13 protein-coding genes are annotated in these 16639 nt (G+C 69.0%); 10 read left to right on the top strand and 3 right to left on the bottom strand.

What is annotated here, in order from left to right; all coding sequences use genetic code 11:
* Window positions 1-43 precede the first annotated feature (43 nt).
* The 6 genes from AB0F17_RS46935 to AB0F17_RS46910 all read left to right on the top strand — a co-directional run bounded on the left by AB0F17_RS46935 (window position 44) and on the right by AB0F17_RS46910 (window position 6043).
* Window positions 44-1213: a hypothetical protein gene (locus tag AB0F17_RS46935; protein ID WP_358037214.1), complete on the top strand. Its 1170-nt coding sequence runs from the start codon at window positions 44-46 to the stop codon at window positions 1211-1213.
* Window positions 1214-1296: 83 nt separating this feature from the next.
* Window positions 1297-1689, top strand: a complete 393-nt coding sequence (locus tag AB0F17_RS46930; RefSeq protein WP_358037211.1) for a hypothetical protein — start codon at window positions 1297-1299, stop codon at window positions 1687-1689.
* A gap of 1 nt (window position 1690) precedes the next feature.
* Window positions 1691-1816 (top strand): hypothetical protein, encoded by a 126-nt coding sequence (locus AB0F17_RS46925; protein WP_358037207.1) that lies wholly within the window; start codon window positions 1691-1693, stop codon window positions 1814-1816.
* A 14-nt stretch (window positions 1817-1830) separates the two neighbouring features.
* Window positions 1831-3906: a DUF4132 domain-containing protein gene (locus AB0F17_RS46920; protein WP_358037204.1), complete on the top strand. Its 2076-nt coding sequence runs from the start codon at window positions 1831-1833 to the stop codon at window positions 3904-3906.
* Between the two features lie 190 nt (window positions 3907-4096).
* Window positions 4097-4363: a hypothetical protein gene (locus tag AB0F17_RS46915; protein ID WP_358037201.1), complete on the top strand. Its 267-nt coding sequence runs from the start codon at window positions 4097-4099 to the stop codon at window positions 4361-4363.
* An 804-nt stretch (window positions 4364-5167) separates the two neighbouring features.
* Window positions 5168-6043 (top strand): aminoglycoside phosphotransferase family protein, encoded by an 876-nt coding sequence (locus AB0F17_RS46910; protein ID WP_358037198.1) that lies wholly within the window; start codon window positions 5168-5170, stop codon window positions 6041-6043.
* 15 nt (window positions 6044-6058) lie between these two features.
* Here AB0F17_RS46910 and AB0F17_RS46905 read toward each other — a convergent pair whose 3' ends face one another.
* Window positions 6059-6922 (bottom strand): alpha/beta hydrolase, encoded by an 864-nt coding sequence (locus AB0F17_RS46905; RefSeq protein WP_358037196.1) that lies wholly within the window; start codon window positions 6920-6922, stop codon window positions 6059-6061.
* 109 nt (window positions 6923-7031) lie between these two features.
* Between AB0F17_RS46905 and AB0F17_RS46900 the strand changes: the two genes are divergently transcribed.
* Window positions 7032-7529 carry a CGNR zinc finger domain-containing protein gene (locus AB0F17_RS46900; protein ID WP_358037193.1) on the top strand — a complete coding sequence of 166 codons (498 nt, stop codon included), beginning with the start codon at window positions 7032-7034 and terminating at the stop codon, window positions 7527-7529.
* Window positions 7530-7576: 47 nt separating this feature from the next.
* Here the strand turns inward: AB0F17_RS46900 and AB0F17_RS46895 are convergent, their stop codons facing one another.
* Window positions 7577-8431, bottom strand: a complete 855-nt coding sequence (locus tag AB0F17_RS46895; RefSeq protein WP_358037190.1) for an NADP-dependent oxidoreductase — start codon at window positions 8429-8431, stop codon at window positions 7577-7579.
* A gap of 202 nt (window positions 8432-8633) precedes the next feature.
* On the opposite strand from AB0F17_RS46895, the gene AB0F17_RS46890 reads away from it, so the two are divergent.
* From AB0F17_RS46890 to AB0F17_RS46880, 3 genes are all read left to right on the top strand, one after another.
* Window positions 8634-9188, top strand: coding sequence for a hypothetical protein (locus tag AB0F17_RS46890; protein ID WP_358037187.1), 555 nt, complete (start codon window positions 8634-8636; stop codon window positions 9186-9188).
* Window positions 9188-11284 carry a flotillin family protein gene (locus AB0F17_RS46885; RefSeq protein ID WP_358037184.1) on the top strand — a complete coding sequence of 699 codons (2097 nt, stop codon included), beginning with the start codon at window positions 9188-9190 and terminating at the stop codon, window positions 11282-11284. The genes AB0F17_RS46890 and AB0F17_RS46885 overlap by 1 nt, the downstream gene beginning before the upstream one ends.
* Before the next feature lie 81 nt (window positions 11285-11365).
* Complete coding sequence (locus tag AB0F17_RS46880) at window positions 11366-16147, top strand: DNA repair ATPase (RefSeq protein ID WP_358037563.1); 4782 nt, start codon at window positions 11366-11368, stop codon at window positions 16145-16147.
* Between the two features lie 4 nt (window positions 16148-16151).
* Here AB0F17_RS46880 and AB0F17_RS46875 read toward each other — a convergent pair whose 3' ends face one another.
* Window positions 16152-16628 carry a MarR family transcriptional regulator gene (locus AB0F17_RS46875; protein ID WP_358037182.1) on the bottom strand — a complete coding sequence of 159 codons (477 nt, stop codon included), beginning with the start codon at window positions 16626-16628 and terminating at the stop codon, window positions 16152-16154.
* Window positions 16629-16639: the final 11 nt, after the last annotated feature.

Below are 16639 nucleotides of genomic sequence, written 5' to 3'. Positions count from 1 at the left end.
CCGCTTCGTCAGGCGCACGTCCGCTCTCTGGCTCGTTGGCGCGGTGATCGCGTTAGCCCTGCCGGCTCCGGCCCAAGCCTTGGCCGACAAGACCCTCACCCTGGCCTACACCTGTACAGGCGGCCCGTTCACCGACACATCGCTCAGCGTCCTGCTCACCATGCCCGATACGGCGACTGGCACGTTCGACGTCAAGTGGAGAATCCCCGCCCTTACCCTGCGCACGGCGCCGACCACCACCACGCAGGTCCACGTCGCCGGGAAACTCGCGGTGACCGGCGGGACGCACACGGATCTCGAAAAGACAGGCGCGAGCGTCACCACCGGATCCACGTCCGTGCTGGCCGGACAGGTGACGAGCACGGTGTCGGTAACCGCCACCACGGGTGGCGAAGTGACCGTCAAGGGGGCCACCGACCAGGGCAGCCTGAAGCTGAGCCTGGCCAGCGCGCCGTCGGAGGTGACCTCGTGCACGACGACCAGCACGACGAGCGTGGTGGTCACGGTCGGGCAAGGCAGCGGGACCGGAGCCGGCGACGTGGTCACCTACTCGTGCAGGACCGGCACGGAAGCCAGCCCCCAGACCGTCAAGATCCGGGTCACGCTCACGATGCCGACGAGCACCCCCAAGGCCGGCGAACAGTTCTCCATCGGCTGGGCGGGCACCTATGAGACGGGTTCCGAACTCGAGGCCCCGTCCACCGGGCTCCCGGCCGGCAGCAAGCTGTACGCGTACGCCTCGATCTCCGGCCTCTCCGAACTGACCTCCGCAGACGGAGTGGGCGAACTGGCAACCGTCACCGCAGACGACCCCATCACGCTGCCCACCAGCGTCGATATGAAGACAAAGTCCAAGAATTCCGGCTCGGCGACGGTGAAGCCGGGGGCCATCAACATCGGCACCTCACCGACCGTCCCCACCATCAAGTGCGAGGTTCAGAGCGCCTCCGCCCTGAAGACGTACCCCCTCACCATCGGCGCGGGCAGCAACACCTCCCCCACTCCCGATCCCGAAGACACCCCGACCTCAACTCCCAAGTCAACCAAACCCTCCTCCAAGACCTCGAAAACCCCGAAGGCCGGAGCCGACACGGGCGCGGGCGGCGACGCCGGTCCGGACGGCCGGATGTTCGTGCTGACGGGCAGCGCTCTGATGGCAGCGGCCGGCATCGGCGGCCTGCTCATGCGCCGCCGCTCCGCCGCCAAGCCCTGAACGACGGGCCGGGATCGCGATTCTGTCGGCCACCGCTGTTATGAATACGCCATTATCCGATCTTCACACGGAAGCGGTTTTCCATGGCGTTGGTGACTTTTCGCGATGAGACGGCGACAGGACGAGCGTTAGAGGAGTTCTCCCTGCCGGACCTGCCTGAGCGGATCTCGGCCAGGGAGCTGGTACGGCTGCGCGTACGCGAGGAGGTGGCCCGATACAACGCCGCCCCCTCCCGCCATTTTCGCGGCCTGGTCAAGCCCAGCGATGCCGAGGCCGAACTGAACGGCTACCGGATGCGAACCGCGCGCAAGCTGAACTGGGAGCGTCAGGCCGACGCCGCCGAGGCCGCGTTCGCCCGCAACGGCTTCCTGTTGCTGGCCGGCGACCGCCAGATCGAGGACCTGGACACCGAGATCGACCTCATCGCCGACCCGGTCGTCTCCTTCGTCAAGCTCGTCCCGCTGGTCGGCGGCTGACGTGGGCGTCTTCCTGCCCTTCGAGGAGGACGGCGGCATGCTGTCGATCATCCTGTCCAAGGCCTTTCTCCTGGCTGCCGACACCAGCATCACCGACCCGTCCATCACCCGCCAGATCCACCTCTGACAGGGACCATCGGCATGCACCTCTCCCCCCTGGCGAAACGCCTGCTCGATCTGCTCACCGGGGCCGCGAATGACCCCACGTACTGGCCCGACGCCTCCCAATTGAGCGTCGGGCTGGGCACGCCGGTCTCGACATCGGCGCGATACGCGATCGACAAGCAGATCAGGCAGCGGCTGGCCGAGCCGGCCCGCGAGCTGGTCGGATTCCTGCTGCGGGACGGGAGACGACCGAGCGACCCCTTCTCCGTGCTGGTGAGTGCGGGGCTCGCGGGTATGGACGCCGAGGTGAGCGCCCAGCTCGCCGAGGAGCGTGGGCCGATCGCGGTCGCCGAGATGGAGGTGCTGCTCGGCTGGGACGTGGAGCTGCGGGCGCTGTTCGCCGAGGCAGTCAGGGAACTGCCCTACTTTGGCGCCCCACCGCTGCCCGGCGTGACCGAATGGCTCAGCGGCCTGCCCGGCTACCTGGACTTCGCCCGGACGGCTCTGGAGGCGGCCGAGGCCCGTGTCGCGGCGATCCACGCCGGAGAGATTCCCTACAAAGCGGAAAAGGCGTTCGATGACGAGGAGAAGGCGACCATCGGCCGGGCCGTACGGTTAGCGCTCTTCCGGGACGAGCCCTGGCTGCCCGGGCTGTTGGACAGGCTACTGCGCGGGATCGCGGTGGCGCCCACCCAGGCCAAGACCCTGCCCTCCCAAGGACTGCTGTTCGAGATCGCCCGCGCGGTGGAGGACCACCCGACCCCCGAGGCGATCTCCGCGCTGCGGACCGCCCGCCAGACCACCCGGCACGCCGGGGTACCCAAGCAGCTGGACCGCATGTTCAAGCGCATCGAGCCCGCCCTGGCCAACCGGCTGGAGGTGGCGTTCCGCCTGCCCGACGGGCGGGTACGGCAGGCCGTCGGCGAGCACACGGCGATGATCTCAACCGACGGCGAGGTCGAACTGTCGTGGTGGCACGGGGACAAGAAGCTGAAAGCGGTCCCAGCGGCAGCCAGGCGGGAGCACCCCGACGAGGTCAAGCGGCTGCGCGAGCTGGCCAAGCAGACCCGGCAGCAGCAAGCCACCCTGATCAGGGCACTGGAAGCCGGATACACCAGCGAGACGACTCCGCCGTACCGGCAGCTGGAGGGTCACCCGGTCACCGATCGGCTGATCTGGGACTTCGAGGTCTCGCCGGGCGTGTGGCGCAGCGAGTTGGGTTTGATCGTGCCGGACGTGCCTGTGCGGCTGTGGCATCCGGCCGGCGCGTCCCTGGAGGAGGTGCGCGCCTGGCGGGAGGTGGTGCAGGGTAAGGAGCTGCGCCAGCCGTACAAGCAGGCCTTCCGCGAGGTCTACCTGCTCACCCCCGCCGAGGAGGCGACCGGGACCTACTCCAACCGGTTCGCCGGGCACGTGGTGGACTACCGCAAACTTCGTGCGCTGTTCAAGCAGCGCGGCTGGCAGTCCAACTTCCTGGGGCCGTGGGACGGCGGCGCCGACGGGGAGGCGCAGCGGCTGCTGACCGGCGGACGGTGGCGGGCGACGTTGGATCACGGTCTGTACGACGAGGGCTACGCGGTCACCGACCAGGTCCGCTTCCACCGGCCGGCCGAGGGCAGGTGGCACGAAGCGCCGTTGACGGAGGTCCCGGCGCTGGTGTTCAGCGAGGCGATGCGGGACGTGGACCTGTTCGTTGCCGTCACTTCGATCACGGCCGATCCCCAGTGGGCCGACAGCGGGCCGGACCGGTTGCGGGACTACTGGCGGACCGGCTCGTTCGCGGCCCTGCCGCCTTCCGCCGAGGTGCGCCGGGACGTGCTGTCTCGGTTGATCAGGCGAACGGCTATCGCCGACCGGTGCGCCATGACCGACCGCTTCCTGGTGGTCCAGGGCGACCTGCGCACCTACAAGATCCACCTGGGGTCGGCGAACATCCTGATGGAACCCAACGACGCCTACCTGTGCATCGTCTCCGCGGTTGACCCCCACGCGGGGCTGTTTCTCCCTTTCGAGGAGGACGGCCGGTTGGCGCTCATCCTCAGCAAGGCTTTCCTGCTGGCGAACGACACCGCCATCACCGACCCCTCGATCACCCGCCAGATCCGGCCCTGAGCCTGTCGTCCGTGCCGTCACCGAACCCCACGCCACCGATCAAGACCTCCAAAACTCCGAAGTCAGGAGCCGACCGAGCGCGGGCAGCGACGCCGGTACGTACGGCATTTAAGGTTGCCTCTGCCTGCCGTCCCGAAGGATCTCGTCTTCTCATGTGGGTACAAGTACCATTGGGTACCGGAGGGATGTCATGGCTGCATCGAATGTCGCACCGCTCAAGGTCGATTCTGAGACCGACCAACTGATCTCGCATGGAGCGCATTTCCTGCACGTGACCAAGAAGGAGTTCGTCGCGCAAGCTGTACGGGTCTACCTCCAGGTCCGCCAGGCCGAGTTGCACGCGGCCATGCAGGAGGCGATGGCTCAACTGGACGGGACACACGCGGCGCGGGTCGCACTCGTCGCCGGGCTGACCGAGGAGCAGATCGAGGAGCTTGGAGGGGTGTCCGAAGGATGAACCCCGCTGTCTGCGCGAAGACCTCGGCTTCACCAAGCTCCCGCCCGCACGGGTGGCGCTGAACGAGTTGGAGCATCCCTTGCTCCGTAAGGCCTCCGCCCAGTTCTCCGGAGAGGGCCCCAGGGAACGATCACCTCGGTCGACGACAATGTCGGCGCGGCGAGCCGTTGGTGGTGCTCATGGCGCTCACGCCGGCCCGCGTACAACCTCATCCGGTCGCGTGGCGAAAGGGAACGCTTCCGATACCGCTAGTGGATTTCTGCACGGAAGATACGCACAAGCTCGGCGGAATCACCACAAGCGATAGTTACGATCACGCGGTGGACACAACGAGCGATCTTCCTGACGCGCGTCGTCGGCGCGCTTCCATGGATGCCAGCGACGGGGCATGGAGGACGGTCGCCGTCTTGCTGGGGCTCGTGACGATTTATGCGACGAGTGCTCCCGGGGGGCACTTCACGTGGCTCATGCTCGTCGGCGTCGGCTGGCTGTTGTTCGGCGGCGGCTGGCTGATCGTGCTCGGTTACGTCCTTGTCAGGCGGGGGAGACTCGTCCCATTGCGCCATAGCTGGCCGTTCTGGGCTGTGCCGCCCCTGATCGTGGTGCTGGTCGGCTCACTGGTCTACGCCGGTGCGCCGGTCAGGATGCGTTTCGAGCTGTCGCGCGCCGCCCTCGACAACTTCGCGAAGACGGTGTCAGAGGGGACGCCGCCTGGGAAGCGGTCTCCGTGGATGCTGTTCAAGAGAGGTGCGGCAGACTGGGTTGGTGGAGATCGTTGTGCCTGCCGCTTTGACCGAGTTTCACGTGAAGCACGATGGAGAGGCCGGGCGTGCCTGGTCGGCGGGGTTGCCCGCGCTGGCGGAGCGGTATCTCGAGCGATGGGAGCTGCGTCTCGATGGCGGGTCCGCGCACGGGATGGTGTCGCTGGTGCTGCCCGTGGTGCGGGCCGATGGCACGCGGGCGGCGCTCAAGCTGCAGCCCGTGAGCCACGAGAACGTCGGCGAGGGGCCGGGCCTGCGGGCCTGGGCGGGTGACGGGTCGGTGTTGCTGCTCGACGAGGACCCCGCCACCGGCACCCTGCTGCTCGAACGGCTCGATGCCGAGCACCCGTTGTCGTCCGTGCCTGATGTCATGAAGGCGCTCGGGGTCCTCACCGAGTTGCTCCGGCGGCTGGTGGTGCTGCCCGCCCCCGAGGGGATGCGGCGGTTGGGGGATATCGCGGGTGACATGCTCGGCCGTGTCCCCGATGCGGTGGCGGCCTTGCGCAGGGAGCGGGATCGGGACTGGTTACGGGTCTGCGCGGGGGCGGTGCGCGAGCTCGTGGATGAGCCGGGCGATCGGTTGCTGCACTGGGACCTGCACTACGACAACGTACTGGCCGCGGAACGGGAGCCGTGGCTGGCCATCGATCCCAAGCCGCTCGCCGGGGACCCCGGGTTCGACCTGTTGCCCGCGCTGCACAACCGGTGGGCGGAGGCCGTGGCGACGGGGGATGTACGGCGGGCGGTGTTGCGGCGGTTCGACTTCATGGTGGACGGGCTCGGGCTGGACCGGCAGCGGGCTGCGGGGTGGACGCTCGGCCGGGTGCTGCAGAACTCGCTCTGGGACGTGGCACGGGGCGAGCGGGAGCTCCACGAGATCCAGCTCGCCGTGGCCGAGGCGGTCCACCACCGCCTGTAGGACATGCCGCCGGGCTCAGTCCGACAGGCTGTGGAGGAAGGTGCGGACGAGGGCGGCGATCTGGGGGCGGCGGGTTTCCAGGGCGAAGTGGCCGGCGTCCAGGAGGTGGACGTGGGCGTCCTTCACGTCGCGGGCGAACGCCTTGGCTCCTTCCGGGGCGAAGATCTCGTCGTTGCGGCCCCAGACGGCGAGCACCGGGGGCTGGTGGGTGCGCAGGTAGTCCTGCCATTGCGAGTACGCGGCCACGTTGGTGGCGTAGTTGAGGAAGAGCGCGAGCTGGATCTCGTCACTGCCCGGACGGTCGAGCAGGGCCTGGTCGAGAGCCTCCTTGTCCGGGTTGACCAGGGAGACGTCCGGGACACCGTGCGTGTACTGCCAGTGCGTGGCCTCACGTGTGTAGTGGGCGCGCAGCGGTGTGAGGTCGGCCTCGGAGGGGTTCGCCCAGATCTCGTAGAGGTCCTTCCAGAAGGGGGCCAGTCCGTCCTCGTAGGCGTTGCCGTTCTGGCTGATGATGCCGGTGATCCGCTCCGGGTGGCGCAGGGCGAGGCGGAAACCGACGGGGGAGCCGTAGTCGTGTACGTAGATGGCGTACCTGGTCAGGCCGAGCGAGTCGAGTAGCCCGTCGACCACGTCGGCGAGATGGTCGAAGGTGTAGTCCCACTCCGAGGCGGCCGGGGCCGAGCTGTGCCCGAAGCCCGGGTAGTCGGGGGCGATCAGGTGGAACTCGTCCGCCAGGTCGGCGATCAGCTCCTGGTACGCGATCGACGAGGTGGGGAAGCCGTGGAGCAGGACGAGGGTGGGAGCCGACGGGTCGCCTGCCTCGCGGTAGAAGACGTCCAGGCCGTCGATCACGGCGGTGCGGTAGCGAACAAGCGTCATAATTAACCCCTTATAGATGTTTTGCTGGTTAAGTGATAGCATGAGGCAAGTAACCAGTCAAACTGATTTGAGGGGTTAAGTGAGAGTCCGGCCGCTTCGTGGGGAGCCTGTGGCGTTCGACCTGGCGAACACCGTGTGGACGGAGCATGGGGTGCTGGTCGATCAGTTCGACGAGCTCGAAGGGGTGCGGGCCTGGCTCGCCGATCACGGGCTGCCGGGTGACGACGAGTTGGAGCGCGTACGGGATCGGCTGGTGGAGGCGCGGGCCGCTCTGCGGGCCGTGCTGGACGGGCATGGGCCTGAGCGGCTCAACGCCGTGCTCGGCCATGGCAGCCGCCGTCCATTGATCCGCACCACCAACTCGCAGCCGTACGAGATGGTGGTCGTGGACGAGACTGCGTGGCACGCGGCGTGGGTGGCGGCGGCGGACCTGGTGCGGGTCCTCAGCGAGCGGCCCGAACGGGTGCGTAAGTGCGCGCACCCGGAGTGCGTGCTGTGGTTCCTCGATGTGAGCAAGAACGGCAGCCGGCGCTGGTGTTCGATGGAGGCGTGCGGCAACCGGGCGAAGGTCGGCCGCTTCAACCAACGCCAGCGCACCGCGGGCTGACCAGCCCAGCCAAGCAGGCGGGGCCGATCAACGCCGGGAGCGTGGTGTCAGATGAGGAGGGCCAGTTTGCCGCGACCGTGGCCCGTCTCGATCTCGCGGTGCGCGTCCGCCGCCTCCTCCAGCCGGTACGTCCGGCGGATCAAGAACTTCAGCTCCCCCTTCGCATAAAGCGCGGCATACCGGCCAAGACGCTCAGCCGTCCGGACGCCCCGCGTGGTCATGACCCCCAGCCCGGCCGCCTTGGCATGCTCGACCAGCGTGACAACGCGGCCAGGGTCCGGGACCAGCTCCAGTGAGACCTCCAGCGCCGCGCCACCCGCTCCGTCGAGGGCCATGTCCACCCCGCCCGGCGCGAGCGCTCGTACCCGGGAGGCGAGACCCTCCCCGTACACGACCGGGATCGCGCCGAGGTCGCGCAGGTAGGCGTGGTTCTCCTCGCGGGCGGTCCCGATGACGGTGGCGCCCCTGCCAACGGCGATCTGGACGGCGGCCGTGCCGACCGCTCCGGCGGCGCCCTGGATGAGGAGCGTGTCACCGGCGGCCGGGTTGAGCTGGTCGATGGCGATCTCGGCGGTCTGCACCGCGGCGGTCAGCGCACCCGCCACCTCCCAGGGGACACCCGGCGGCTTGGGCGTCACGTCGGTGGCGGGGACCACGATGTACTCGGCGTAGCTGTTCAGCAGGGAGAATCCGAGCACCTCCTCCCCCACACCCAGGGTCACGTCCGGACCGACCCGGTCGACCACACCGGCGAACTCGTTGCCAGGGACCCGCGGCAACGGGTCCGTCAAGCCGGGCGGTGTCCACCCGGCACGTACCGCGGCGTCGAAGGGCTGCACCCCGGCGGCCTTGATCCGCACCCGGACCTGTCCCGGCCCTGCCTCCGGCATGGGCCGGGACATCAGGCGAAGCACATCAGGTCCCCCGAAGTCGGCAAACGCCGCTGCTTTCATGAAATTTCCGTCGGTCATACAGCCGACCCTGCATCCCCAACCGCACTTGAGGTCAAGTCAGATCGCAGTTCGGGAACTTTCAGCTTTAGTCCTGCTTTATCTGTATATAGTCCGACGGGGGCACAGCAGGGGACGGGGTAACCGGGGTTCGATGACCGAGTTCTTACATGTCGCGTTGAGCTTCCCGACGGTGGTATTCACCTTCCTTCTCGTCGTGGTGGCCGGCTACTGGTTCATTGTCATATCCGGCCTTTTCGACTTCGAAGACGGCGAGGCGCCCTGGCTGGGGCTGGGCGGAGTGCCTGCCGGGATCGCGCTGTCGCTGCTGATCGCACTGGCCTGGCTGCTCACCTTGGTCGGCAGCCAGGTGGCGCAGGGGGCCGCGCTGCTGGCCGTACCCATCCTTGCCCTGCTCGGGGCCTGGTTGGGCATGCGAGGTCTGCTCATTCCGCTGCGCCGGCTGTTCCCCGACGCGCGGCGCCCGTCACGCGGTGACTTCGTCGGCCGGATGTGCGTGATCCGGACCGGCCACGCGGGCGCCGACTTCGGCCAGGCCGAAGTCACCGCGACCGACGGCTCCTCCGCGGTCGTCCAGGTCAGGACGACCGGCCAGGACCGGCTCGCGCGCGGCGACAACGCGCTCATCTTCGAATACGACGCCAACGGCGAATTCTTCTGGGTCATGCCTTACGAAAGCGAGCACTGATGGACGTCATCTCCACCGGATTCGGCATATTCCTCGCCGTCGTGCTGGTCATCGTGATCGGCCTGCTTGCCGCCATCAGCCGCCTTTTCCGGAAGGTCGAGCAGGGCAAGGCGCTGATCATCTCGAAGGTCAACAAGGTCGACGTGACGTTCACCGGAGCCACCGTGCTCCCCGTCTTTCACAAGGCCGAGATCATGGACATCTCGGTGAAGACCATCGAGATCGAGCGGACCGGTCGCGAGGGGCTGATCTGCCAGGACAACATCAGGGCCGACATCAAGATCACCTTCTTCGTACGCGTCAACAAGACGGCCGAAGACGTCATCAAGGTCGCCCAGGCCATCGGCACCGTACGGGCCAGCGACGAGTCGACGTTGCAGGAGCTGTTCAGCGCGAAGTTCTCCGAGGCGCTCAAGACCGCCGGCAAGCAGCTCGACTTCGTGGATCTGTACACCAAGCGTGACGAGTTCCGCGACCAGATCGTCCGGCTCATCGGCACCGACCTCAACGGCTACAGCCTGGAGGACGCGGCCATCGACTACCTGGAGCAGACCTCGCTGGCCGCGCTGGACAAGAGCAACATCCTCGACGCCCAGGGCATCCGCAAGATCACCGAACTGACCGCGATCGAGCACGTACGGACCAACGAGTTCCAGCGCCGCGAAGAGAAGGAGATCACCCGCCAGAACGTGGACGCCCGCGAGGCGATCCTGGAGCTGCAGCGCCGGCAGGCCGACGCCGAGATCAAGCAGCATCGAGAGATCGAGACCATGAAGGCCCGCGAGGAGGCGGAGATCGCCCGCGTGGCGGCCGAGGAGCGGCTGAAGTCGCAGTCCGCCAACATCAAGACCGACGAGCAGCTCGGCGTCCAGCAGGAGAACCAGACCCGCGAGATCGCCGTCGCGGAGAAGAACCGCGAGCGGGTGATCGCGATCGAGACCGAGCGGATCGAGAAGGACCGCATGCTGGAGGTCATCGCCCGCGAGCGGGAGACCGAGCTGTCGCGCATCGCCAAGGACAAAGAGGTCGAGACCGAGAAGCGGTCGATCGCCGAGGTGGTACGCGAGCGGATCGCCGTCGACAAGACGGTGGCCGAGCAGGAGGAGAGCATCAAGCGGCTGCGCGTGGTCGAGGAGGCCGAGCGCACCCGCCAGGTCGTGATCATCGCCGCCGAGGCCGAGGCGCAGGAGAACCTGGTCAAGGACATCAAGGCGGCCGAGGCCGCCGAGACCGCGTCGAAGTTCAAGGCCCGTGAGGAGCTGACGCTCGCCGAGTCCAGGCAGCAGGCCGCCGAGCTGGACACCCGGGCCAAGATCAGGCTGGCCGAGGGTGTGCAGGCCGAGTCGGCGGCTGCCGGTCTGGCCGAGGTCCAGGTCAGGGAGCGTGACGCGGAGGCGATCGAGAAGGTCGGCCGCGCGGAGGCGGTGGCCCTGGCCGAGAGGCTGCAGGCCGAGGCGGAGGGCGCCAGGTCGATGGCCACGATCGAGGGCGACCGGCTCAAGGCGCGGGCCGAAGGCGAGCAGGCGATGGCCCTGGCCGCCGCGACCGCGGTGGGCGAGAAGCTCAAGGCCGAGGCCGCGGGTCTCACCGAGAAGGCGGCCGCGATGGCCGCGCTCGACGACGCGAGCCGGGCGCACGAGGAGTACCGCCTGCGGCTGGAGGCCGACACGGAGGTACGCCTCAAGCAGATCGACGTCACCCGGCAGGTGGCGGAGTCGCAGGCCAGTGTGCTGGCCGCCGGCCTGGCCAAGGCGAACATCGACATCGTCGGCGGCGACACGATGTTCTTCGACAAGGTGGTGGGTTCGATCACCGCGGGCAAGGTGGTGGACGGGTTCGTGGAGCACTCGCAGGTCGCGAGCTCGCTGGCGGCGCCGTACCTCAACGGGTCGGCCAGTCTCGCGGGTGACCTCAGCGCGCTGGTCGGCGGGGTGAGCACCGAGGACCTGAAGAACCTGACCGTGTCGGCGCTGCTGATACGGCTCATCCAGAACGGCGGGCCCGACTCGGCCCCGCTGGGCGAGCTCCTGGAGACGGCGCGCCGCCTGGGCGTGGCCGACTCCCCGGTGGCCGCGCTCACCGCCGCGAAGGTCTGATCGCGCGTGACCGACGACGTACAGCGCCAGGGCTCCCGTACGGCGGAGCCCGGCGCGACCGATCCAACCGACCAGGTCGGCCTGGCGGCCGGGACCTACGAGGTACTCAAGTCCCGGCTGGAAGCGCAGGCCAAGGCCCTGGCCAGAGCGGCCGAGGCGGTCAACGCCGAACGCCTGACCGTCTTCGGCGGCACGGAGCTCCGCCTGCTCGGCACCGAACGCATCCGCACGGACAACAACTGCGTCCCCCGGGACATCGTCTCGCTGGGCGGCGTCATGCTGTTCGGCTACAACGTGTTCATCGGGCTGAAGCCCGAGACCGCGGTCGCCGATGTCTTCTCCGTGCACCGCTTCACCAGGGACGGCGACGCCTTCAGGTTCGACCCCGACCGGCTGCCGGCCCTCGACGATCCGGCGTTCCAGAAGGACTTCGCCGAGCTCTACCGCTACTACAAGGAGTCCAGGCTCCACCATCTGAGACGCGTCGAGGGCAAGCTGCTGGCCGTCTTCCAGACCGGCCCGGCCGACACCCGGGTCTTCAGATGGACGGTCGACCCCCAAAGTGTCACGAAATATCAGGACAACAGGGGTGAGCGGGATCATGCCTTCCCGCCCTCGCACGACTTCGTGTGGACCCCGGCCACCCGGGACGACCACGTGCTCGGCCGTCACCCGCACATCTCCATCCGCGACGAGGTGTTCGTCGAGACGGTCGGCGGCGACCTGACCATCAAGATCGAGAACAACACCGAGACCGGCGAGGGCATCTACGCCGAGCCCGTCACCGAACCCCTCCAGAGCCTGGCCGACGCCGACGTCGAGCATGCCGTCATCGGCCCGCTCATCCTGATCAGGATCCGCCCGTACAAGGAGACCGGCTGGCGCCACCTGGTCTTCAACATCCGTACCAAGGCCGTGACCAGGCTCGACGGTATCGGCCAGGCGTGCCAGCGCCTCCCGGAGGACCAGGGGCTGATCTTCCCCGGCGGCTACTACCTGGCCACCGGGGTCAGCAAGACGTTCGACACGGACGTCACGGACCTGGAGTTCGACCGCGTGGTCCGCTCCCCCAACGGCGAGGACGTCCTGTACGTCTTCCACGCCAGGGGCGACGGCCGCTCGCTGCTCCTGCCGTACAACGTCATCAGGAAGGAGGTGGCGAACCCCATCGTCTGCCACGGCTACTCCCTGTTCGACGACGGCACGATGGTGGTCTTCCGCGCCACCTCCGAGGAGCCGACGCGGGTCCACCCCATGCAGGTCTGGCAGACGCCGTACGTCTCCGACACCTACGCCGCCGCCCAGCCGACCGGCACCGGCCCGCTGGAGCGCATCGGCAACGCCGAGCTGGTGCGCGGCATCTCCGACTGCCTGTCGGTGGCCCGCATGATCGGCGAGATGGCGCCGTCGGCCGCCACGTTCGAGGCGCTGATCGCCGCCTGCACGCGGGCCTTCGACCACTACCACTGGCTCGGCGAGCAGGGCCTGCGCGGCCCGCTCGCCGACGTTCGGGCCACCGCCGAGCAGGTGCTCGACGAGTACGAGCACGTGGAGGCGCTCACCCGCCAGGCCGCCCGCACCCTGGCCGAGGCCACGGAGGAGGCCACCCGGCTCGTCCGGCACGCGCGCGGCGACACCCCCGCCACCGCCGACGCCTGGGTGACGCTGCTGGCCACGTTGCGCCGGGCCCAGGGCCGCCTGGTGACGCTGCGCGAGGTCCGTTACCTGGACCTCGCCCGGCTCGACACGCTGGCCGGATCGCTGGCCGATGAGCTGGTCTCCGTCGGACAGCGGGCCGTGGCGTTCCTCCAGGGGGCCGACGCGTTCACCGGCTACCACGAGGCGGTGGAGGGGCTGGCCGCCGAGGCCGCCGCGATCACCACCGTGGCCGAGGCCGAGCCCGTCACGGAACGCCTGGCCACCCAGTCCGAGGGGCTGGAGGTCGTCACCGAGGTCGTGGGCTCGCTCGAGATCGCCGACGCCACCGTACGCACCTCCATCCTGGAACGCATCGCCGAAGTGCTCGGCGGCGTGAACCGGGCGCGGGCCGTGCTGGAAGGCCGCCGGCGCGAGCTGCTGGGCGCCGAGGGACGGGCGGCGTTCGCGGCCGAGTTCGCGCTGCTCGGGCAGGCCATCACCGGCGCGCTGGCCGTGGCGGACACGCCGGAGCGGTGCGACGAGCAGCTCGGCAGGCTGATGCTGCGGCTGGAGGCGCTGGAGACGCGCTTCGGCGAGTTCGACGACTTCGCCGCCCGGCTCGCGGGCAAGCGGGACGACGTCTACGAGGCGTTCTCGGCCCGCAAGCAGACGCAGCTCGACGAGCTGGCCCGCCGGGCCGACCGGATCTTCGCCTCGGCCGAGCGCATCCTGGGCAGCATCACCAGACGGCTGCCGTCGCTGGGCTCGCTCGACGAGGTCAACACCTTCTTCGCCACCGACCCGATGGTGGCCAAGCTCCGCTCGGTCTCCGTCGAGCTGCGCGGGCTCGGCGACGCCGTACGGGCCGAGGAACTGGACGGCAGGATCAAGGCCGCGCAGCAGGAGGCGGGCCGGGCCCTGCGCGACCGCCTCGACCTGTTCTCGGACGGCGGCGAGACGCTGCGCCTGGGCCGGCACCGGTTCGCGGTCAACACCCAGCCCATCGACCTCACGCTGGTGCCGCACGACAGCGCCATGCACTTCGCCATCACCGGCACCGACTACCGGTCCCCCGCCCCCGCCTCGTTCGCCGATACCCAGCCGTTCTGGGACCAACTGCTCGCATCCGAGACGCCGGAGGTCTACCGCGCCGAGCATCTGGCCGCCTCGCTGCTCGACGTGGCGGTGCCGGGCGGGCCGCTCCAAGACCTCGTACGGCAGGCCGCCGAAGAGCGCTATGACGAGGGGTACGAGCGCGGCGTCCACGACCACGACGCGACCGCCATCCTCGACACGCTGCTCCGGCTCCGGGAGGGAGCGGGGCTGCTGCGGTATCCGCCGGATGCCCGGGCGGCGGCGCAGCTGTACTGGGCGTTCGGGACGGACGAGGTTTCACGTAAAACATTCGCCACCCGGGCCGTGTCGCTGGTGCGCGCCCGCACGGTCTTCGGCCCGACTCCGGAGCTTGCCGCTCTGGCAACGGAACTGGGCTCGCACATCGCCGCGTTCCACCCGGGGCCCGGCGAGACGGCCGCGCTCGCCGGGGAGTACCTCGTCGAGGAGCTCGCCACCAAACCCGCCGGCTTCGTGACCAGCGCGGCGGCCCGTACCCTCCTCCAAGGCTTCCACCAGGCGCTCGGCCCGGCCAGGTCACGCGAGTTCGAGGAGGATCTCAAGGCCGTGGCGCTGCCTGATCGGCTGGAGCTGGCCCGGGCCTGGATCGGCGCCTTCGGCAAGGGCCCCGAGGTGCCCGAGTCCATCGCCGTACAGCTCTGCGACCTGCCCCGGCACGACTCCAGCGCCGCGCTCACCGCCACCGTGGAAGGTCTGCTCGGCACCCACCCGCGCGTCGCCGACCGCAAGCTGGAGCTGCGGCTGGACGAGACCCTGGCCAGGACCCGCCGCTTCCGCATCGAACGCGTCCCCGCCTACCGCGCCTACCAGAAGCGGCGCACCGAGCTGGTGGCCACCGAGCGGGCCCGGCTGCGGCTGGACGAGTACCGGCCCAAGGTCATGAGCGCGTTCGTCCGCAACAGGCTGCTCGACGAGGTGTACCTGCCGCTGATCGGCGACAACCTGGCCAAGCAGCTCGGCGCCGCCGGGGCGGACAAGCGGACCGACCAGATGGGCCTGCTGCTGCTCATCTCGCCTCCCGGCTACGGCAAGACGACGCTGATGGAGTACGTCGCCAGCCGCCTCGGCCTGGTCTTCGTCAAGGTGAACGGCCCGGCGCTCGGCCACGCCGTCACCTCGCTCGACCCGGCGGAGGCGCCCGACGCGACGGCCAGGCAGGAGGTCGAGAAGATCTCCTTCGCGCTGGAGACCGGCAACAACACCCTTCTCTACCTGGACGACATCCAGCACACCTCGCCCGAGCTGCTGCAGAAGTTCATCTCGCTGTGCGACGCCCAGCGCCGCATCGAGGGTGTCTGGAACGGCCGGACCCGCACGTACGACCTGCGCGGCAAGCGGTTCGCCGTGTGCATGGCGGGCAACCCGTACACCGAGTCGGGCCGGCGCTTCCGCATCCCCGACATGCTGGCCAACCGCGCCGACGTCTGGAACCTCGGCGACGTGCTGTCGGGCAAGGAAGAGCTGTTCGCACTGAGCTACATCGACAACGCGCTCACCTCCAACCCGGTGCTGGCACCGCTCTCCGCCCGTGACCGGGCCGACGTCGAGCTGCTGGTACGCCTGGCCCACGGCGACCAGACCGCCCAGCCGGACCAGCTCCGGCACCCGTACGCCAAGACCGAGCTGGACCAGATCCTCAGCGTGCTGCGCAAGCTGGTGCGGGTGCAAGAGGTCGTGCTGGCCAACAACCAGGCGTACATCGCCTCGGCCGGGCAGTCCGACGCCGCCCGCACCGAGCCGCCGTTCCGCCTGCAGGGCTCGTACCGGAACATGAACAAGCTGGCCGAACGGATCGTGCCCGCCATGAACGACGCCGAGCTGGAGGCGGTCATCGACGACCACTACCTCGGTGAGGCCCAGACGCTGACCAGCGACGCGGAGGCCAACCTGCTCAAGCTCGCCGAGCTGCGCGGCCGCCTCAGCCCTGCCCAGGCGGCCCGCTGGCGCGACATCAAGGCGGCCTACCTGCGCGCCGAAGCGCTCGGCGGCGCCGAGGACGACCCGATGACCAGGGCCGTGGGCGCCATCGGCCTACTCGCGGACCGGGTGGGCGAGGTCGGCACGGCCATCAGGGAGAACGCGGCGGACTGACGCGTCACTGCGACGAGGTCAGTTGCGTCGTACAGGCTCGCTGGATGGCCGTGGCCCGGTCGAGGAAGTCGAGGATCAGCTCCAGTTGCTCGTCCGAGTAGCTGGAGTACAGCTCGCTCAGCCCGGCCACGAACGGCGCGAAGATCTCGGCGCCCCCGGCCAGTTGCTCGTGGTTGACCTCGACGATCACCCGCCGCCGGTCCTTGGGGTCGCGGGTGCGGCGCACCAGCCACTTGCTCTCCAGCCGGTCGATGAGCCCGCTCACCGAGGCGGGCGCGAGGCCGGTGTGCTTCGAGAGCTCTCCCGCGGTCAGCGGGCCCAGCCGTTGTAGCAGGTCAAGGGCCTTCTCCTCGGTCATCCCCACCCCCAGCAGCTCGCCGATGGCGGTGTGGAACATCACGGCGGCGTTGCTGTTGTCCCGACCGGCCACGAACAGGGCTTCGAGCAATTTCTTTCGGTGCTCCGAAATATCTCTGGACACAGTCCTCCTTC

This window comes from Nonomuraea sp. NPDC026600, assembly GCF_040638335.1.
Lineage (GTDB): Bacteria > Actinomycetota > Actinomycetes > Streptosporangiales > Streptosporangiaceae > Nonomuraea.
Note: the sequence above shows the minus strand (reverse complement) of the source record. Positions and strands in the feature narration are given on the sequence as shown.